The organism is Stenotrophomonas sp. 63632_Sma, assembly GCF_056482875.1.
Map to the genome: position 1 here is coordinate 2,184,635 of NZ_CM151220.1, position 19,331 is coordinate 2,203,965.

Sequence of the window (19,331 nt, forward strand, 5' to 3'; positions counted from 1 at the left end):
ACTACCGCTGGATCAGCGCAGCAGGCTCAGCACGTTCTGGCTGGACTGGTTGGCCTGGGCCAGCATGGCGGTACCGGCCTGCTGCAGGATCTGGTTGCGGGTCAGCTCGGCGGTTTCCGAAGCGTAGTCCACGTCGCGGATGCGGCTGCGGGCAGCCGACATGTTCTCCGACGAGGTGTTCAGGTTCGCAACCACCGAGGTGAAGCGGTTCTGGATTGCACCCAGGTCGGCGCGGGCGGAGTTGATCGAGTTCAGGGCTGCGTCCATCGCCAGGATGGCGTCGTCGGCACCCTTGACCGAGGAGATATCCAGACCTGCAAAGCCTTCGACAGCGGTACCGCCGTCGTACTTCTGGATGTTCGCGCCCGTGCTGGAGGCGGTGTTCGCGGTAGCCAGGCCCGTTGCTGCCTTGAGGTCTGCTGCATTCAGCGAGCTCTCGATGCTGAAGTCCTTGTCTTTCGAGGTCAGCTGCAGCTTGCCTTCGATCAGTGAGGCCGATACGCCGGTCTTGTGGGTTTGCGCATTGACAGCATTCGCAAGCGCAGTTGCACGGTCGCTGGCGGTCTTGGCTTCGTCCACCTTGATGTCGACGCCATTGATCTTCAGCTGGCCAGCGTCAATTGCACCGAACTTCGCTCCGGCAAGAGAGGCCTCGTGACTGGCAACAAATCCGGCATTTGCGAAGCCACCAAGCGTGGCCATGTCGTTCGTCAAGGTGATGTCGAGATCACTGCCATCAGCCTTTGTGAAGGCCAAGGTGCCGGCGGTCGCGCTACCGGATACTTTGATGCCTGCAGTCGCGAGTGCATTCGCGGTGGTCGTGTTGGCGAGTCCCGCGTCGATAGCGGCCGCATCAACTTTGTCGCCGGCAGCCGTCGCCGTCGTGTCTACGATGGTGACGCCATCCACCTTCAGCGTGAATTTTTCACCAGCGGCACCAGCGGTTGCGGTTGCGAAGGTTCCCGAAACACCCGAGTTGGCGGATTTGGTCAGTGTCGGCAGTTCGCCTGAGATGCTGGCGCTGGTCGAAGCGCTGGTCCAGTTGCCCAGCTTGCTGATGTTGGCGTTGGCGACCTGCGAGATGTTGATCGTCTGGCCCTGGTTGGCGCCGATCTGGAAGGCCTGGCTGGTGAAAGTGCCGTCCAGCAGGTTGGTGCCGTTGAAGTTGGTCTGTTCGGCGACGCGCTGGATTTCCTGCTTCAGCAGCTGCACTTCGGCGTTCAGGGCCTGACGGTCGGAATCGGAATTGGTGGCGCTGCGCGACTGCACGGCCAGCTCGCGGACGCGCTGCAGGTTGTTGCCGATCTCACCCAGTGCGCCTTCGGCGGTCTGGGCCAGCGAGATGCCGTCGTTGGCGTTGCGGGCGGCTTGGTTGGCGCCGCGGATCTGGGTGGTGAAGCGCTCGGAGATCGCCAGGCCGGCGGCATCGTCCTTGGCGCTGTTGATGCGCATGCCCGAGGACAGGCGCTGAATGGTGGTGGCCAGGTTGGCGCCGCTGGTGCCCAGGTTGCGCTGGGCGTTCAGCGACATGGTGTTGGTGTTGATGACTTGTGCCATGGTGCGGTTTCCTTGTAGGCAGTGTGTCCGGCAGAGCAGCCTGACCGGTTTCGGGGGGCAGTGGCTGGCTTCCCCCCAAGGGGTGTGCTACCGCTGCTGAAATCAATAACGGCACTACCCCTCCGGCCTTTAGCGGAGTTTCGATCCTTTTTTCTCTGGTCAAACGAAAAGGCCCCGCCATCTGCATGGCGGGGCCCGGCTCCAGCTCGAGTGGTGCAGGTATTACGACTGCAGCAGGCGCAGTACGTTCTGCGGCACCTGGTTGGCCTGGGCCAGCATGGCCGTGCCAGCCTGCTGCAGGATCTGGCCACGGGTCAGTTCGGCGGTTTCCTGGGCGTAGTCAACGTCGCGGATGCGGCTGCGTGCGGCGGACAGGTTCTCCGAATTGGTGTTCAGATTGGCGATGGTCGAGGTGAAGCGGTTCTGGATTGCACCGAGGTCGGCGCGGGCGGAATTGACGGACTGCAGTGCCGCATCCATGGCGAGGATGGCGTTGTCGGCGTTGGCCTGGTTGGAGATATCCAGTTCGGCGAAGCCGGTCGCGGGCTCGCCGGCCTTGAACGAGGTCGCACCGGCGATCGGCGTTGCCGAAGCAGCGTCGGTGCTGCCGGTATTCAGACCCGTTGCTGCCGCCAAGCCACCGGCAAGGGTGCCGCCAACGATGAAGTCCTTGTCCGGCGAGGTCAGCTGCAGCTTGCCGTCAATCAGGGAGGCAGTGACGCCGGTCTTGTGGGTCTGCGCGTTGATTGCATTGACCAGCGTGGTGGCACGCTCGCTTGCGTCCTTCGCCGCGCCAACTTCGATGCTCTGGCCGTTGATGGTGAACTGGTCGGCGGTGATCGCGTCATACTTTGCGACGGCCACCTTGCCATCCGTACTCGCTACGTCGAAGTTCAGGCTGGCCGCCGTGGTGTAACCCGTAGCCGTCTCCGTCACATTGATGTTGGAACCGTCGGTACGAACAACCTTCAGGCTGCCTGCCGTAACCGCCGCGGCGACGGTAGCGCTGCCGCCGAGGTCCAGGGTGAAGCCGTCGACTTCATTCTTGCCGTCCGCGCCAAACGTTCCCTGTAGGGCCGTGGTGACGCTTGCATTGTCGACCGTGCCGGTGATGTTGATGCTGACCGACTTGCCGTTGTTGGCGGTGAAGGTGGTCGCCAGGGTGCTGGTGGTGGTGCCACCTGTACCGGCCGTAATGGTGCCGATGCCCACAGTGGCCGGCGTGGCAGCCGCAGCGGTTGCGCCGGTAGGCGTGGCGCCCACCAGCGAGGCAGCGCGGGAAGCCGTAGTCCAGCTGCCCAGCATGTGCACATTCGCATTGGTGATCTGCGAGATGTTGATGGTCTGGCCCTGGTCGGCGCCGATCTGGAAGGCCTGGTTGGTGAAGCTGCCGTCCAGCAGGCTGGTGCCGTTGAAGTTGGTCTGCTCCGCAACGCGCTGGATTTCCTGCTTCAGCAGCTGCACTTCGGCGTTCAGCGCCTGGCGGTCCGAGGCCGAGTTGGTTGCACTGCGGGCCTGAACGGCCAGTTCGCGGATGCGCTGCAGATTGTTGCCGACTTCGCCCAGTGCGCCTTCAGCGGTCTGCGCCAGCGAGATGCCGTCGTTGGCGTTGCGCGCGGCCTGGTTGATGCCACGGATCTGGGTGGTGAAACGCTCGGAGATCGCCAGACCGGCGGCGTCGTCCTTGGCACTGTTGATGCGCATGCCCGATGACAGGCGCTGGATCGAGGTGGCCAGCGAGCTGCTGCTGGTGGACAGGTTGCGCTGAGCGTTCAGCGACATGGTGTTGGTGTTGATGATCTGTGCCATGGTGCTTCTCCGTGGTTGCTCGGTTGTTTCGGTATGGAAGGCGCGGGACGCGCCGTGCTGGAAGACGGATGGAACGGGGAAAGGGACTAGCGGATCTTGTTGAACAGGGACATCGCCTGCATCTGGCTGAAGATCGTCTGGGCGGCTTGAAGGGCGGCGGTCTCCAGCTTGTATTGGCCGATGGCATCGGCGTAATCGAGGTCGCGCATCGTCGAGAGGGTGCTCTTGACGGTGACGGCTGTGGCTTCGCGGGCGCTGGCCGCGGTATCGATGGCGGCCAGCTGGGCGCCGCCCTTGGCGCGGGCGTCGATCATCGTTTCCGAGGCCCTGTTGAGGTCGCGGATGCTGGACTGCAGCGTGTTCTGCAGCGCCGTGCGCTGGCTTTCGGTGGACGGGTCGGTTTCCAGTGCGGCGACCAGTTTGTCCAGGGTGGAGAAGATGTCGCGGCTACCCGCGTCGCTGACGTTGAACTGATCACCGGCGGCTGGCTTGCCCTCGATGCGCATGCGCACGCCGCCAACGACAATGTCCTCGCCGGGTTTGTGGGTTCCGCTGCCGACCACCGTGCCGGTGCCATCAACCACCTCATAGGCACCTTCGGCAGTGCCGGTGAAGCGGACATTGAGCGTGCCGCCGGCCCAGCTGCCGCTGCCGTCGCGACTGACCGAGGTCAACAGGCCACTGCCGGTGTTGCCGGCGGCCGCGCTGGCATCCACACGGCCATCGCCGGTGGGGATGCGCATGAAGATCTCGCTGCCGGGCAGGGCGTCGGAGACCAGTTGGCCCGGTGCCACCTCCACCTGCCGCTGGTTCTGGTCACCGCTGTAGGTCACGGTGCCGCCGCTTCGCTGGAACGGGGCGTCAGCGTCGTTGCTGCCACCGAACAGGTAGCGTCCGCTGCCATCCCGGGAATTGGCCAGCGACAGCAGGCTTTCCTGGATGGTCTTCAGCTCGCTGACGATGGCCTTGAGGTCACTGGCCTTGGGCACCGGACTGTTGGCCTGGATACTCAACTCCACGGCGCGCGACATGAGCTCATTGACCTGAGCCAAGGCGTTTTCCTGCAGGCCCAGGCGGTTCTGCACGCTGTTGGCGTTCTTGCCGAGCTGCTCGAGCCCGGCCACGACACGGTCCAGGCCAACGGCCGTACCTGCAGCGACCGGGTCGTCCTTGGCGGAGGTGATCTTGCTGCCAGTCGCGATCTGCTGCTCGAGGTGGCTGATTTTCGACTGCTTGGCGAGCATCAGCGACACGGACTGGTTGAACATCATCCCGGTGGAAATTCGGCTGCTCATCGACGGACGGCTCCCAGGATGGTCTGGAACATGTTGTCGGCGGTGGAGATCAGCTGTGAGGCGGCCTGATAGGCCTGCTGCAACCGCAGCATGTCGGCTGCTTCCTCATCCAGGTTGACGCCGGAGATCTCGTCGCGGGCTGCCTGCGCCTTGTCTGTGATGACCTGCTGCGCGTCCAGCGAGTACTCAGCCGAACGTGCCGCCGCGCCGACCTGCGTGGTCAACCCCCCCAGCGCACCGTTGAGGGTGACGGTGCCGCCGTTGAACGCCTTGGCGTCCTCTACCTTGGCCAGCTTTGCCGCGTTGCTGTTGTCCGACGAGCCTGCCGGAGTAGGGCTGATATTGAAGGTGTCGCCGACCTTCGGTGCACCGTCCAGCACGAAGCTCCAGCCATTGGCGCTGATGGTCTGGCCCGGTGTGTAGGTCTGCGGCGGCCCACCGTTGATGGTGTAGGTGGTCGCCGACGTGAACACGATTGCGGCAGGATCGCGCAGGTTCGGATTGGATACATCGTTGACGGTGACGCCGGTCAGCTTCCCGGTGCCGGTGTTGGCCAGTGCAGCCGTACCCTTGACCGCTGCCGCTGCGGCGATGCGGGAGGGATCGGTGATGGCGGTTTCCAGGCTTCCGGCGACGCCCGCGGTCGGCTGCAGGAGGAAACGGTCGTTGGTGGCCGGTGTGCCGCCGACCACCAGCTTGACGCCATTAATCACCAGCGGATCGGCGGCGGTGCCGGTACCGGTCAACGCAACGGTGGCGCCAGTGTCGGCGCGGGTGGCCTGCCACTGGGTGCCGTCGAACTTGAGGACGATGTTCTGTGCCTCCAGCTTGGAGAGGTCACCGTAGGTCGCAGTGAGGCTGCCGGTACCGGTATTGCTCGCGTTGGGCGTGACGCGTGGGTTGCCGATGGTGAAGAAGTCGCCGCCCATCTTGCCGTACAGGTCCACGCCCTGGTGGTGCGCCTGGTTGAAGCTCTCGGCCAGGCCGACGGCGAGCTTGCCCAGTTCGGCCTGGGCCGGTGTCAGCACGGTATCGCGGAACTCGAGCATGCCGCCGATCTTTCCGCCCACTGCCTTGGGATCGAGCGTGATCGTGTTGCCCTGGGTTTCCAGCGCCAGTTGCAGGCGTTCGGGCTGGTATGGATCGGTCACCGTAGTGACCTTGGACGCGGTCGTGCCCACCACCAGCGCATTGCCGCCTGCGGTATAGACGTTCATCACGCCGCCATCCTGGACGACGGCAGTGCCACCGGTGTAACCGATCAGCTGCGAGATCAGCTGGTCGCGACGGTCGAGCAGGTCCGGCGCCGCGTTGGCCACGTTGCTGCCAATGGCGCCGTTGATCTGCGCAATCTCCTGCGCCAGGCGATTGACTTCCGTGGCGCCGGCAATGAGCCCGTTGTTGACCTCGCTGCTCAGGTTGTTCATCTGCGTGTTGAGCTGCACGAAGCGGCTCGCCAGGGCCTTGCCGCCATCGAGCAGGCTCTGCCGGTCGGCCGTGCCGGCCGCGTTGGACGAAAGGCCACTGACGGCGTCGAAGAAGTTGGACCAGGAGCCGGCGACATTCGTGGCCGGGTCCGAGAACAGGGCATTCACCCGGTCGGCCATGCCCGAAAGCTGCTTCAGGCGTGCCAGCTCGCCGCTGCTGTCGAGCAGGCGCGAGATGGCCAGCTGGTCGGCAGCACGGCGGATATCGGTGATGCGGGTGCCGCTGCCAACGTCCCCAAAGCCGTAGTTCTGCGGATCAGACGTGGCGAAGTCGACCTTCTGCCGGCTGTAGCCAGGGGTGTTGATGTTGGCGACGTTGTGGCTGGTGGTCGCCAACGCACGCTGGAAGGCGAGCAGGGCACCAGTACCGGTGGAAAGTACGCTGGACATGGGGTTCCTCAACGACGAGTGATACCCAGCGCCGCGGTTGCGGTGCTGGCGAAGGTCTGGCCAAGGCGTGAGCCGGCATCGGCGACGGCGCTGACGGCGCGCTCGATGGTCGGTCCGCCGGCGATCGCGGCGATCTTGGCCGCATAGCGCGGATCGGTGGCGTAGCCGGCGCGCTGCAGGCCGCGGGCGAAGCCCTGCACGTCGGTGCCGGCCTGCAGGGCCTGCTGGTAACGCGGGCTGGTCTTCAGCAGGCGCACATAGTCGGCGAAGCTCTCGGCCGGCGAACTGTAGGCGCGGAAGCTGGCGGTCTCGTTGCGGCGCACGCCATCGACATATTCGTGGGTGCCGGCCACGGCGCGCTGGCCGTTCCAGCCATTGGCCTTGATGCCGAACAGGTTGTGCGAAGTGCTGCCGTCGGCATGCTTGATGTGGCGCTTGCCCCAGCCGGTTTCCAGCGCCGCCTGGGCGACCAGGGCGCGGGCATCCACGCCCAGTTCCTTGGCTGCACTCTGCGCGTGCTGCCAGATGCTGGCAACGAAGCCTTCCGGGGTGTGCTCGCCCAGCTGGGCGACGGCGGTACGGGTGGCCATCGCATCGGCCGGGCTGATCGCGGTGCCGCGATTGCTGGCGGTGGCGGACCACTGGTCGCCGTTGGCGGCCCAGTCCTCGCCCTGCAGGCTGCCGATGTACGGATCCTCGGTGCCCAACGAGCGGTGCATGCTGCTGCTCTCGCGGCCGGCGATCAGGTCCAGCGCCTGTTCCATCGGTGCGACTGCCGCCTGCGCACCGTGCTGTGCACCGGCGGCCATCTGCTGCAGCAGGCGCACGGCCTGACTGCCGTCTTCCAGCGGCAGCGACGGTGCCGGCTTGGCCGGTGCATTGAGCTGGTAGGCACGACTGGCCTTGGCCGGGTCCACGCGGGTATCCAGCGCCGGGCCGTCGGCGGCCTGGCCGGACAGCTGCCGGCTGATCATGCCCGACAGGCCCAGGCCCTTGCCGCGGGTCATCGCCTCGGCAATCTTCTGGTCGTACATCTCGCGGAACATCTTGTTTTCGCCGGGGAACAGCGAGTCGCCGAAGCTGGCGTCACGCATGCTCTTGACCAGCATCTGCGCGAACTGGCCTTCCAGCTGGCGCGCGACCTTGTCGATCTTGGCCGGATCGTTCTGTTGCGCCGGGTGCAGATCGAATGCGGGAGTGATACGCATATCAGATCACCTCGAGCTCGGCACTCAGTGCGCCGGCCTGCTTCAGGGCTTCCAGGATCGCGATGAGATCGCCCGGTGCCGCGCCCACGGCGTTCACCGCGTGCACGATCTCGTCCAGGGTGGTGCCGCCGCTGAACTTGAACATGCGGCTGCCGTCGTTGGTGGCGGTGATGGTCGACTGCGGGCTGGCCACGGTGCGGCCGCCGGACAGCGCATTGGGCTGGCTGACGTTGGTGTTTTCCTGGATGGTCACGGTCAGCGAACCATGCGAGATCGCCGCAGGTCCCACGCGCACCTGTTGGCCGATGACCACGGTGCCGGTACGCGAATTGACCACCACCTTGGCCGGGGCGCTGCCGGGGGTCAGTTCCAGGTTCTCGATTCGCGCCAGCAGGCCGATGCGTGCGCCCGGATCGGTCGGCGCGGTGACCGCCACGGTCACGCCATCGACCGCACGCGCCGCACCTTCGCCGAAGGCGTTGTTGAGCGCGGCAACCATGCGCGAGACCGTGGTGAAGTCGTTGTTGTGCAGGTTCAGGGTGATGTCGCCGCCGTTGGCCAGCGGGTCGGGCAGGGCGCGTTCAACGGTGGCACCGTTGGGAATGCGGCCGACGCTGGGCACGTTCACCGAGACACGGGAACCATCCTTGCCCTGCGCACCAAAGCCGCCGACGATCAGGTTGCCCTGTGCGATGGCATAGATCTGGCCGTCAGCACCGCGCAGCGGCGCCATCAGCAGCGAACCGCCCCGCAGCGAGACCGCGTTGCCGATCGAGGACACGGTGATGTCGATCGGCTGGCCCGGCTTGGCGAACGGCGGCAGTTCGGCGTGGATCGCCACGGCGGCCACGTTCTTCAGCTGCGGGTTGACGTTCGGCGGCACGTTGACGCCCAGTTCGCCGAGCAGGTTCTTCAGGCTCTGCACGGTGAAGGGGGCCTGGCTGGTGCGGTCGCCGCTGCCATCCAGGCCGACCACCAGGCCATAACCCACCAGCGCATTGCCGCGCACGCCGCCGACCTGGGCCAGGTCCTTGATGCGCTCGGCGCTGGCCGGGGCAGCCACGACCAGCAGCATCAGCGCGACGAACGACGCCATGCGTCGCTGCCAGGAAGAAGAGGAGAAGAGTTTCATGGCCATACTCAGAACGGCGTCAGGCCGGAGTTGAAGAAGCGGCTCAGCCAGCCCATCGCGTTGGACTGCGCGACGGGACCGCGGCCGCCGTAGACGATGCGGGCCTCGGCCACGCGGCTGGACGGAATGGTGTTGTCCTGGCTGATGTCGCCCGGGCGCACGATGCCCTGCACCTGTACCAGTTCATCGCCCTGGTTGAGCCGCAGGTTCTTCTGCCCCTGCACCACCAGGTTGCCGTTGGGCAGGCGTTGGACCACGGTGACGGTGACGCTGCCCTGCAGGCGGTTGCTCTGCGCGCTGTTGCCCTTGCCGGTGAAGTCACGCGCGCCCTTGGCTGTGGCACTCAGGATGTCCTTGCCGCCGAGGGTGACCGGAGCGCCGAGAATGGACGGCGTTCCCAGGCTCAGGTTCGATTCCTTGTTGGTGGCCGTGTTGGCGCTGGTCTGCGCGGTGGTGTTTTCCAGCAGGGTGATGGTCAACAGGTCGCCAACATCGCGCGCGCGCCGGTCCGAATACAGCTGCAGGGTCGGGCCGGCAGCGTAGATCGCGCCGGCGGTCGGCTGTGCCTGCGGCGGCATGATCGGCTGGATCGGTGCCATCGTCGGGTAGGGGCGCACGTCGCCCGCGATCACGCAGCCACCGAGCAGGGCGGCCACGGCGCAGGCGAGAGCAGTGCGGGCGAAGTTGGAAATGGGCGACATGGCGGTTTCCCGATTTGGCCGGTCAGAGCTTGTTGTTGAGATAACCGAGCATCGAGTCGGTGGTGGAGATCGCCTTGGCGTTCATCTCGTAGGCGCGCTGGGTTTCGATCATCGACACCAGCTCCTCCACCACGTTGACGTTGCTGCCTTCCAGCGCGCCCTGCACCACAGTGCCGAGGCCGTTGAGGCCGGGGTTGCCGTTCTGTGCCGGGCCGGACGCAGTGGTCTCCAGGAACAGGTTCTCGCCACGTGCCTGCAGGCCAGCGGGATTGACGAAGTCGGTCAGGGTCAGTGCGCCGACTTCCACCGAGGCGGCGCCGTCGGCCATCTTCACGCTGATGGTGCCATCGGTGCCGATGGTCACCGACTGCGCGCCTTCGGGAATCTGGATGCCCGGCTGCACCGGGTAGCCGCTGTTGGTGACCAGCTCGCTGTCCTGGTTGATCTTGAACGAGCCATCACGGGTGTAGGCCGAGCTCCCATCAGGCATCTGAACTTCGAAGAAGCCGCGGCCATTGACCATCACGTCCAGGGCGCGGCCGGTCTGCTGCTGGCCACCCTGTTCAAAGTTCTTGGCGGTGGCGACCACGCGCACGCCGGTACCCAGCTGCAGGCCGGTGGGCAGCTGCGTCTGCGCCGACGAGGAGCCGCCGGGCTGCCGTACCTGCTGGTACAGCAGGTCTTCAAAACTGGCACGGTCCTGCTTGAAGCCGGTGGTGTTGGTGTTGGCGAGGTTGTTGGAAACCACCGACATGCGCATCTGCTGCGCATCCAGTCCGGTTTTCGCGATCCACAATGCCTGGTTCATCTTCGATGTCCTGTCTGCTGAAGCCGGCCGCGTGGTGCGGCCCTTGTATGCGGGTGTGCAAGCGGTGTGCCAGCGCCGGCATCAACCGGCGCCGGAATTCCGTCAGCTGCCCAGGCGCAGCATGCTGTTGGCGCTGCGCGCGTTTTCGTCGCCGTGCTTGATCACCTGCACCTGCATTTCGTACTGGCGCTGCAGCTGGATCATCTGCACCAGCGCGCCAGCGGCATCCACGTTGCTGCCTTCCAGCTGGCCGCTGTGCACGGCCGTGCCCTGTGCCGGTGCGAACGGCTGCAGCGGGTCGGTGTTGCGGAACAGGCCATCCAGCCCACGCTCCAGGCGTTCATCCGGTGCCTGCACCACTTTGATGCGACCGATCTGCGCCATGGTCTGCGGACCTTCGCCCTGCGGGATGATCGAGAGCGTGCCGTCGGCACCGATCTCCATCGCCTGGTAGGGCGGAATGGCGATCGGGTTGTTGTTGTCATCCAGCACCGGGCGGCCGCTGGAGGTCACCAGCTGGCCGTTCGGCGTCACCGACAACGCCGCGCCGCGCGTGTACGCCTCGCTGCCGTCACTGGACTGCACGGCCAGCCAGGTGCCGGTCTGCAGGGACAGGTCCAGCGGTTTGCCGGTGATGTGCTGCGAACCGGGCGTGCGGTTGAATCCGGCGTCGACATGCAGCGCATCCACCCGCGAGGCAAAGCCCGGGCCACGGATCGGGAAGGCTTCGGTGTTGGCCAGCGCTTCCTTGAAGCCGGGGGTGTCGGAGTTGGCGAGGTTGTGGCTGAGCGTACCCTGCGCCTGCAGGGAGGCGCGGGCACCGGTCATCGCCACGTAAAGGGCTTTATCCATGCGGGGAGTTCCGTGACGGGGTCAGCAGGTCATCAACGGATGTTGATGACGGTCTGGGTGATCTGGTCCTGCGTGGTGATCATCTGCGCGTTGGCCTGGAAGTTGCGCTGCGCGGTGATCATGTTGACCAGCTGCTCGGTGAGGTCGACGGTGGATGCTTCCAGCGAGCCGGCCTGGATCTTGCCGAGGTTGGAGGTGTCCGGCATGCCGGTGCGCGGGGTGCCCGACTCGAACGTCTCCACCCACAGGTTGTTGCCCTTCTGCTCCAGACCCTGCGTGTTGTTGAACGTGGTCAGTGCGACCTGGCCGAGGGGCTTGTCGTCGCCGTTGGAGTAGCGGGCATAGACCACGCCGGTTTCCGATACGGTGATCTCGTTGAGCTTGCCAGCGGCATAGCCGTCCTGCTGGGTGTTGCGCAGCGCGAACTTCTCGCCGTACTGGGTCGAGCCGCTGATATCCAGCGTCATGTTCAGCTGGCCCGCGCCGGTGGTCGGGGTGAAGGTGCCGAGGCTGACCTTGCCGTTGGCAGGATTGGTCAGCTTGCCGCTGTTGTCGAACGTCACCGGGGTCGGTGCGCCGGCCGGCTGGCCATCCACGTAGTTGCGCACGGTCCACTCGTTGGGGTTGGCGCCCTTCACGAAGTACGAAACCTGGATGTGGCTCACGCCCAGCGAGTCGTACACGGTGATGCCGCCGCTGGAGTGGTTGTAGCTGTTCGAGTCGGTCGGGTCGAAGGTATTGACCGTCGGTTGCTTGGCGTTGGCGGGCAGGGTGAAACCGACCTTCACTTCGCTGGTCTGCTTCGGCGCGCTGTCGGTAGTCAGCAGCTGCAGGTCCACCAGGCGGCCGGCATCGAAGTTGGTGCCATCGGCGTTCGGCGCGAACACCTGCAGGCGCGCGCCCTGCGGGTTGATCACATAGCCGGCGGAATCGGTCTGGAAGTTGCCGGCACGCGAGTACACGCGCGAGCCGTTCATGTTCATGGTGAAGAAGCCCTCACCGGAGATCGCCATGTCCAGGCTGCGGCCGGTCTGCTCGTTGTGGCCCTGGATGAACTGTTGGGCCACGTTGGAAACACGCACGCCCGAGCCGGTCTGGTTCTTCGACAGGCCGTAGCTGGTGGAGGCGAACAGGTCAGCGAACTCGGCGCGTGATTGCTTGAAGCCGGCGGTATTGACGTTGGCGACGTTGTTGGCGGTGACGCTCAGGTCGGTATTGGCGGCATTGATGCCGGACAGGGAGACGTTGAAGCCCATGGGATGCTCCTGGTAGATGCGGAATGTGCGGCTCAGCTGACGCGGAGCACGTAGTCGATCGGGGCCGTGCCCAGGCCCTTGAGATTCAGGTACAGGCCGTCGGAGCCGACGGTCACGCTCTCCACCGGGGCCTGCACGAAGGTGGACAGCTTGGTGCTCTTGCCGGCGGTGTCGACGTGGTTGGCGACGATGGAGTACTTGCCCGGTTCCATGCGCTTGCCGTTGGCGTCCTTGCCGTCCCACTGAAACGCGGTTTCGCCAGCGGCCTTGGCTTCTACGCTCAGCGAGGTGACCTTGGTGCCGTTGGCATCGGTGATGTCGACGGTCACGATGCCGGCCGAGGGCGCAGCCACCGTGCCTTCGACGCTGCCTTCCTTTTCCAGTACCAGCTTTTCCGACGGCACCAGTACCTGGTGGCCAACCAGAGCGGCACCGCGCAGCACCTGGTCGCTGGCCATCGATTCCTGGAAACCCTTCACCGTCTTGTTCAGATCGGTGATGCCCTGCACGGTGGACATCTGCGCCATCTGCGCAACCATCTGCGTGTTGTCCATCGGCTTCAGCGGATCCTGGTGCTGCAGCTGCTCGGTCATCAGGCGCAGGAAATCGGCCTGGTCCAGCGTGTTCTTCTTCTTGGTGGCGTTGCTGTTCGGGGCGTTCAGGCCGAGCGCGGCGTAGACGTCCTGGTTGGTCTGGTTGTTGACGGCGGTGGTCATGGTGGTATCCGGTGCTGCGGGCCTCAGCGGCCCATGGTCAAGGTCGCCAGGGCCAGTTCCTTGGCGGTGGTCAGCATCTCCACGCCAGCCTGGTAATTGCGAGAAGTCGAGATCAGGTTGACCATCTGCGCCACCGGATCGACATCGGGCTGGTAGATGTAGCCATCGCCGTCGGCCAGCGGGTGGCCCGGTTCATAGCGCTTGATCGGCGCGGCTTCGCTCTGGGTGATCTCCTTGACCTTCACCGACGTGATGTTCGGATCGTTCTTGCTGGTCACTGCCTGGAAGATCGGTTCCAGCGGCTTGTACACGGCATCGGCGGAACCGGCGACGGTGTCGGCGTTGGAGAGGTTGGAGGCGATGGTGCTCATGCGCACCGACTGCGCCTGCAGCGCGGAGCCGGCGATATCGAAGATCGGCAGGTTGCTCATGGCTTATTGCCCCGTGATCGCGGTCAGCATGGAACGCACCTTGCTCTCGACGAAGCTGAGCGAGGCGCGGTATTCGAGTGCGGCGCGGCCATAGGCGGCACGCTCGGCATCGGGATCGACGGTGTTGCCGTCCAGGCTGGGCTGCACGCCTTCGCGCGCGATCTGGAACGGGTTCAGGCCACTACTGATCTCGTAGTGCTGCTCGTGGGTGGTGGCCATCAGGCCATTGGCATCCTGCCCCTGGGCGTGGCGCAGGGCGGCATCGAAGTCCAGATCCTGGGCCTTGTAGCCGGGGGTGTCGGCATTGCCGAGGTTGCTGGCGATCAGCTTCATCCGCTGTTCGCGCAACGGCATGGCCTGGGCGTGGACGCCCAGGTAGTCGGTAATCAGGTTGCGCACGGTGCACTCCCACAGGAACGTTGCCCGGGAAGCTGCAAGGGGTGTGCCAAATTCGAGAGGGTAGTGCCGGTCGCTGGCCGGCTTCCCGGATTGTCCGCGGTTGCCGGCCAGCGGCCGGCACTACCGGATCAGAGGCCTCAGGCCGCCATCGCGACCTTGCGCAGGCGGTCCAGCACGAAGTCGGCCAGTTCGTGCGGCGAATACTTGGCGACGAAGGCGTTGGCACCGACGCGCTCGACCATCGCATTGTTGAATACGCCCGACAGCGAGGTATGCAGCAGGACATACAGGCCGGCAAGGCCCGGGTGGCGCCGGATTTCCGTCGTCAGCGTATAGCCGTCCATGGCCGGCATTTCGATGTCCGAGATGACCATGGCATAGCGCTCGGCGGGGTTCTCGCCCGAGGCCTGGATCTGCAGCAGGTGGTCCAGCGCCTGCTTGCCGTCGGAAAGCAGGGTGGCACCCACCCCAAGCTGGTCCAGCACGCTGCGGATCTGTTGGCGGGCTACACGAGAGTCGTCCACCACCAGCACCTGCAGCTGCGGGCCGTCGGCGGGCATTGCCATCGCCGGGTCGAGTACTGCTTCACCGCGTACCTGGGCGATATCGGCCAGCACGCTTTCAACGTCGATCACCTGGATCAACTCGCCCTGGAAGCGGGTCACCGCCGTCAGATAGCTCGATTCGGCGCCCAGTTCCGGTGGCGGATGGATGTCTTCCACCGCGATGTTGACGATGCGCTCCACGCCGCTGACCAGGAAGCCCTGGATCGAGCGGTTGAACTCGGTGACGACCAGGTAGCCGGGCGAGGTGTCCGCATCGGGCTCACGCTCGGGGTGGCCGATGGCCAGGCCCAGGTCCAGCACCGGCACCGAGCGGCCACGGACGTCGGCCACGCCGGCGAACTGGCTGGGCAGTCCGGGTACCTGGAACAGCTCCGGGCGGCGCAGGACTTCCTGCACCTTGAAGACATTGACGCCAAAAAGCTGACGTCCGCCGAGGCGGAACAGCAGCAGCGCCAGGCGATTGTGGCCGGCCAGTCGGGTCCGCTGGTCGATCCGGTTGAGCAGGTCATGGGACATGGCTGCTGTATCGGCGGGGTGGGCCCCGAACTTGAGCGCTTTTGTAGAGTCGAGATCCTATGTTCGTGGTCAAGCCTGCTGGAAGCAGGCTTGACCCACCTTCAGCATGGCCGGATCGAAGTCCCGGCCGCTTTTGAAGACACCCCAGGCGATCCTGGCCAGCTTTCTGGCCAGGATGTTGAAGACGGCGGTGCTGGGGTGACCGCGTTTTGACAGCTCGTCGTAGAGCGGTTGCCCCCGACGACACCGCTTGAGCCCCATTGCGGCCATGTAGAGCATCTGGCGCAGCACTGGCGCGCCCTGTTTGGACAGCCGACGCCGTCCCGTTCTGCCGCCAGACTCGTTGGGCCGGGGATCCAGGCCCGTGCAGGCGATCCACGCGTTGGCGTTGGCCAACGGCCAGCGCGTCATGTAGTAAATCAGGTGAGCGGCGACGGCGGGGCCGATACCAGGGATGGTCAACAGGCGTTTGTAGAGCGTGCCATGCTCTCCATCGCGACCCAAGCGCTGCAGTTCGCTTTCCAGCTCGGACAGCGTCCCAGCCAGAGCGCAGAACAGATCTGACAGCTCCCCGGGGGCACTTTTGCTTACCCCGAAGGATTGCTCCAGCCGCGCGCGTGTCTTTACCAGCGTCTGCCGCTTGCGCAGCAAATCGTGCATCTGTTGCTGCTCGTCGGTACGCGGTACGTATTCACGCAGGCGATCGTTCTCCTTCTTCACGTACCGGGCGATCGCTTCGGCGTCCATGGCGTCCGTCTTGCCACGCGAGCCCGTCGCCCGGCCGTAGTGCTTGATCAGACGTGGATTGATCACATAGACAACGTGGCCTGCTTGGCCAGCCATCCGAGCCAACAACTCGTAGTACCGCCCCGTCGCCTCCATGCCAATCCGGCATCGCTGGGGCAAGGTGTTGAGCCACTGGGCTATGCCGGCCCGGGTGTTGGCGATCCTGTCGCCGCCTTGCGGTCGGCCACTGCCGGTACGAACTCCTTGGAGTCCACGTCCACGCCAATATCGAGAGAATCAGACATTTGTACGGCTCCCAGCTATCTTTAAGGGGCTGGGGTGGTACCGCACCGACGTTAGCTTGCCTACATCGACGATCCCCTTTGGGGGCCGTACGATCCTTTATCGACGTTCGTGTGCGGGATGGGGATCGCTCGACTCGTCTGTCGGCTAGTATCCGCAGATGCATGCTTGACGGTCCCTCCACCCTGGCTCCTACATACCGCGTAGGAGCCGGGAGGAACATACAAGCCATGCTCGACTGCTCTGCTCCGGACGGCCAGTCGAGCATGGCTCGACTCTACAGAAGCCGCTCCGTCGATCTGGCACACCCCTTGCACGCACCTGGGCCAGATCCCTTCGACAGGAGGCGCCATGCGCCGGGTCACATCTCTGTTCGCCATCGCGCTGGCGCTGGCCCCGCCGTGGGCGGTTGCCGCCGACTGGCAGCCGGTGGCCAGTATCCGCACCGCCGCGTTGTCGACGCTGCCGGCCGGCAGCGAGGGCGAGGCCCAGGTGGCCGATGCGCTGCGCTTGCCCAGGTGTGCTGGCGCGCTGCAGGTGCAGCCCACCGCCAACACCACGGTTGAAGTCAGCTGCCCCGATGCCGGCGGCTGGCGCCTGTTCGTGCCAGTAAAGGTGCGGCGCAACCAGACCGTGCTGGTGCTCAACCGCGGAATCGGTACTGGAGAAACCCTCACCGCCGCCGATATCACCACTGCCCAGCGTGATGCCGCCCGGATTGCCGGTGCGGTGCTGGCCGATCCGAATGCAGCGATCGGCCGCATCGCCCGCCGTCCGTTGCAGGCCGGAGCCCTGCTGTCGAACAACGATCTGGTGGTGCAGCGTCTCATCAAGCGAGGAGACAATGTGGCCCTGGTTTCGCGTCGCGGCTCGGTCGAGGTCCGTATTGCAGGCCGTGCGATGGGCGATGCCGGTGAAAACGAACGGGTCTCGGTGGAGAACCTGTCCTCGCGGCGGATCGTGCAGGGCACGGTCGATGCCGCCGGTGACGTAATCGTGGCGCGTTGATTTACCGCAAAATATCCCTAAAGATCACGGCCCTGCGGCCGTTATCCCTTGTGAACGGCAACTCCAGGACACCCCATGAGCCAGAAAATCGACGGCAACCTGCAGGTCCCCCAGGCACTGCGCAGCGTGACGACCCCGGCCAACAAGCCCGGCGTCAGCACCGATGCGGCGACGCGCCCGGTCGAAGCGGCCGACAGCCTGCGCCTGACCGGCGAGGCCACCAATCTGCAGGCCATCGAGCGTGAGCTGACCACCGCCCCGGCAATCGACGCCCAGCGTGTGGCCGCAGTGCGCGAGTCGCTGCAGAACGGCACCTACAAGATCAATCCGGACGCGATCGCATCGCGCATGCTTGAGCTGGATCAGCAGCTGCACGGATGACCGCGCCGATGAGCGAACAACTGCAGCGGCTGGCCCAGGCGCTTGACGTTGAACGTCAGGCGCTGGTCGATCATGACGTACACGCGCTGATCCGGGCGACCGGTGCCAAGCTGGAGGCGCTGCGTGCACTGGAAGGCACGCCGCCGCTTGGTGAGGGGGATCACCTCCAGGAACTGGCCGAACGCAACCGAGCCAATGGCGTGCTGCTGTCGCGCCGGCGCCGCGAGGTCGATTGGGCGCTGCGCCAGCTCGGGCGTACCGAGGCCTCCTCCTCCTATGATGCCAAGGGCCAGTCGCATACGGTCACTGCGCGGCGCCCACTCGCCATCGCCTGACGCGACGGCGGTCGCACATCCCACCCCCGCGGGCTGAAGCCCGCCGCACGACCGCGTATATTGGGCGCCTGTTCGAATGCCCCGAGTCGCCGTGTCCGCTGCCAACGCCCTGGTTACCGCCCCCCTTCCGCCGCAGCCGGTGCTGCAGGCGCTGCTTGAGCGCCTGCGCGAAGGGCTGCTGCTGTTCACCGAAGACGGGCAGGTGGCCCTGGCCAACCCGGCCGCGCAGAACCTGCTGGCCAGCGGTGAGGGCGGCGGCCTGCCGCCGCCGCAGCGCCTGCGTGAACTGCTGCCGCCTGATGCATTGGAGCAGGCGCGCCAGCATGGTCACTGGAACGGCAGCCTGCCGCTGGGCGAGGGCGTGGTCATCGCCCATCTGTATCACCACGGCCCGGTCGGCCAGGGGCACTTCCTGGCGTTGTTCCGCCATATCGAAGGCCAGGAAGACTACGAACGCGAATTGCAGCAGCGTCATGCAGAGCTGCGGCAGGCCTACCTGCGCCTCAACGGTACCCAGGAAAAACTGCTGCAGTCGGAGAAAATGGCCTCGATCGGCCAGCTCGCCGCAGGCGTCGCGCACGAGATCAACAACCCGATCGGCTACGTGCACTCCAACCTGGGCAGCCTGCAGGAGTACCTGCGCAGCCTGTTCACCGTGATCGAAGCCTACGAGCGCGCATTGCGGGCGCCGGACCCGAAGGCGCTGATCCCGGAGATCGACGATATCCGTGACCGCCTGGACATCGATTTCATCAGCCGCGACCTGCCGCAGCTGATGGCCGAGTCGCGCGAAGGCATCGAGCGGGTGACGCGCATCGTGCGTGATCTGAAGGACTTCTCGTATTCCGGCCGCGACGAGTCGTGGAAGCTGGTCGACCTGCACGCGGGCCTGGAATCGACCATCAACATCATCTGGAACGAGCTGAAGTACAAGGTCACCCTGGTGCGGGAGTTCGGCCAGTTGCCGTTGGTGGAGTGCCTGCCGTCGGAATTGAACCAGGTCTACATGAACCTGCTGCTCAACGCCGGCCACGCCATCGCCGAGCGCGGCACGATCACGGTGCGTACCGGCGTCGATGGCGATCATGTATGGGTCGAGTTTGAAGACACCGGCGGCGGCATCTCGCCGGAACTGCGCCAGCGCATCTTCGATCCGTTCTTCACCACCAAGCCGGTGGGCAGCGGCACCGGCCTGGGCCTGTCGATCTCCTACAGCATCATCAACAAGCACCACGGCCGCATCGACCTGGACAGCACCCCGGGCGTGGGTTCGCGTTTCCGCGTGGTGCTGCCGGTGAAGCAGCCGCGCTGACCGCTTCAGGTAGTGCCGGCCGCTGGCCGGCAACCTCATTGAACCCGGCATCGAGAGCAGCCGGCCAGCGGCCGGCTCTACCAGGGCTTGTCCCAGACCTGGATTCGCGCTTCGGGTAGCTACCGCTGGCCGGCAACCTCATT

The 19,331-nt window shown here is 65.4% G+C and carries 19 protein-coding genes and 1 pseudogene; 4 read left to right on the top strand and 16 right to left on the bottom strand.

Annotated features, from left to right (window positions below):
* Positions 1-12 precede the first annotated feature (12 nt).
* The 16 genes and pseudogenes from ACZK45_RS10110 to ACZK45_RS10185 form a co-directional block, all read right to left on the bottom strand.
* On the bottom strand, positions 13-1,557 hold the full coding sequence (locus ACZK45_RS10110) for a flagellin N-terminal helical domain-containing protein (protein ID WP_478445785.1): 1,545 nt from the start codon (positions 1,555-1,557) through the stop codon (positions 13-15).
* A 222-nt stretch (positions 1,558-1,779) separates the two neighbouring features.
* Positions 1,780-2,493: a flagellin gene (locus ACZK45_RS10115; RefSeq protein ID WP_478445880.1), complete on the bottom strand. Its 714-nt coding sequence runs from the start codon at positions 2,491-2,493 to the stop codon at positions 1,780-1,782.
* 177 nt (positions 2,494-2,670) lie between these two features.
* Positions 2,671-3,366, bottom strand: a pseudogene (locus ACZK45_RS10120) (flagellin N-terminal helical domain-containing protein); the annotation flags it as partial.
* Positions 3,367-3,452: 86 nt separating this feature from the next.
* Entirely contained in the window at positions 3,453-4,661 is a 1,209-nt protein-coding gene (gene flgL, locus ACZK45_RS10125; protein ID WP_049398114.1) for a flagellar hook-associated protein FlgL, read from the bottom strand.
* On the bottom strand, positions 4,658-6,538 hold the full coding sequence (gene flgK, locus ACZK45_RS10130) for a flagellar hook-associated protein FlgK (protein ID WP_478445786.1): 1,881 nt from the start codon (positions 6,536-6,538) through the stop codon (positions 4,658-4,660). The genes flgL and flgK overlap by 4 nt, the downstream gene beginning before the upstream one ends.
* Positions 6,539-6,546: 8 nt before the next feature.
* A complete protein-coding gene (gene flgJ / locus ACZK45_RS10135) occupies positions 6,547-7,746 on the bottom strand; it encodes a flagellar assembly peptidoglycan hydrolase FlgJ (protein ID WP_032127379.1) in 1,200 nt (399 codons plus the stop codon).
* A 1-nt stretch (position 7,747) separates the two neighbouring features.
* The gene (locus tag ACZK45_RS10140; RefSeq protein ID WP_049421917.1) at positions 7,748-8,884 is read right to left on the bottom strand and encodes a flagellar basal body P-ring protein FlgI; all 1,137 of its coding nucleotides are present in this window, start codon (positions 8,882-8,884) and stop codon (positions 7,748-7,750) included.
* Between the two features lie 2 nt (positions 8,885-8,886).
* Entirely contained in the window at positions 8,887-9,579 is a 693-nt protein-coding gene (gene flgH, locus ACZK45_RS10145) for a flagellar basal body L-ring protein FlgH (RefSeq protein WP_010485899.1), read from the bottom strand.
* Positions 9,580-9,601: 22 nt separating this feature from the next.
* A complete protein-coding gene (gene flgG, locus ACZK45_RS10150) occupies positions 9,602-10,387 on the bottom strand; it encodes a flagellar basal-body rod protein FlgG (RefSeq protein WP_005409571.1) in 786 nt (261 codons plus the stop codon).
* Positions 10,388-10,489: 102 nt separating this feature from the next.
* Positions 10,490-11,239, bottom strand: a complete 750-nt coding sequence (locus ACZK45_RS10155; protein ID WP_032127377.1) for a flagellar basal body rod protein FlgF — start codon at positions 11,237-11,239, stop codon at positions 10,490-10,492.
* Positions 11,240-11,271: 32 nt separating this feature from the next.
* Positions 11,272-12,495: a flagellar hook protein FlgE gene (gene flgE / locus ACZK45_RS10160; RefSeq protein ID WP_049398109.1), complete on the bottom strand. Its 1,224-nt coding sequence runs from the start codon at positions 12,493-12,495 to the stop codon at positions 11,272-11,274.
* Between the two features lie 32 nt (positions 12,496-12,527).
* Positions 12,528-13,211, bottom strand: a complete 684-nt coding sequence (locus tag ACZK45_RS10165; RefSeq protein ID WP_049421924.1) for a flagellar hook assembly protein FlgD — start codon at positions 13,209-13,211, stop codon at positions 12,528-12,530.
* 23 nt (positions 13,212-13,234) lie between these two features.
* Positions 13,235-13,642, bottom strand: a complete 408-nt coding sequence (gene flgC / locus ACZK45_RS10170; protein ID WP_010485892.1) for a flagellar basal body rod protein FlgC — start codon at positions 13,640-13,642, stop codon at positions 13,235-13,237.
* Positions 13,643-13,645: 3 nt separating this feature from the next.
* The gene (gene flgB / locus ACZK45_RS10175) at positions 13,646-14,041 is read right to left on the bottom strand and encodes a flagellar basal body rod protein FlgB (protein WP_005409576.1); all 396 of its coding nucleotides are present in this window, start codon (positions 14,039-14,041) and stop codon (positions 13,646-13,648) included.
* Between the two features lie 137 nt (positions 14,042-14,178).
* Positions 14,179-15,123 carry a chemotaxis protein gene (locus ACZK45_RS10180; RefSeq protein WP_032127374.1) on the bottom strand — a complete coding sequence of 315 codons (945 nt, stop codon included), beginning with the start codon at positions 15,121-15,123 and terminating at the stop codon, positions 14,179-14,181.
* Between the two features lie 69 nt (positions 15,124-15,192).
* Positions 15,193-16,029 (bottom strand): IS110 family transposase, encoded by an 837-nt coding sequence (locus ACZK45_RS10185; protein WP_478445787.1) that lies wholly within the window; start codon positions 16,027-16,029, stop codon positions 15,193-15,195.
* Positions 16,030-16,503: 474 nt separating this feature from the next.
* Here ACZK45_RS10185 and flgA point away from each other — a divergent pair, with 474 nt between their 5' ends.
* The 4 genes from flgA to ACZK45_RS10205 all read left to right on the top strand — a co-directional run bounded on the left by flgA (position 16,504) and on the right by ACZK45_RS10205 (position 19,188).
* Positions 16,504-17,160, top strand: a complete 657-nt coding sequence (flgA, locus tag ACZK45_RS10190; RefSeq protein WP_478445788.1) for a flagellar basal body P-ring formation chaperone FlgA — start codon at positions 16,504-16,506, stop codon at positions 17,158-17,160.
* A gap of 75 nt (positions 17,161-17,235) precedes the next feature.
* Positions 17,236-17,541: a flagellar biosynthesis anti-sigma factor FlgM gene (gene flgM, locus ACZK45_RS10195; RefSeq protein WP_049421929.1), complete on the top strand. Its 306-nt coding sequence runs from the start codon at positions 17,236-17,238 to the stop codon at positions 17,539-17,541.
* Complete coding sequence (locus ACZK45_RS10200) at positions 17,538-17,876, top strand: flagella protein (RefSeq protein ID WP_049399388.1); 339 nt, start codon at positions 17,538-17,540, stop codon at positions 17,874-17,876. The genes flgM and ACZK45_RS10200 overlap by 4 nt, the downstream gene beginning before the upstream one ends.
* 91 nt (positions 17,877-17,967) lie before the next feature.
* The gene (locus tag ACZK45_RS10205) at positions 17,968-19,188 is read left to right on the top strand and encodes an ATP-binding protein (RefSeq protein ID WP_019337422.1); all 1,221 of its coding nucleotides are present in this window, start codon (positions 17,968-17,970) and stop codon (positions 19,186-19,188) included.
* Positions 19,189-19,331 lie beyond the last annotated feature (143 nt).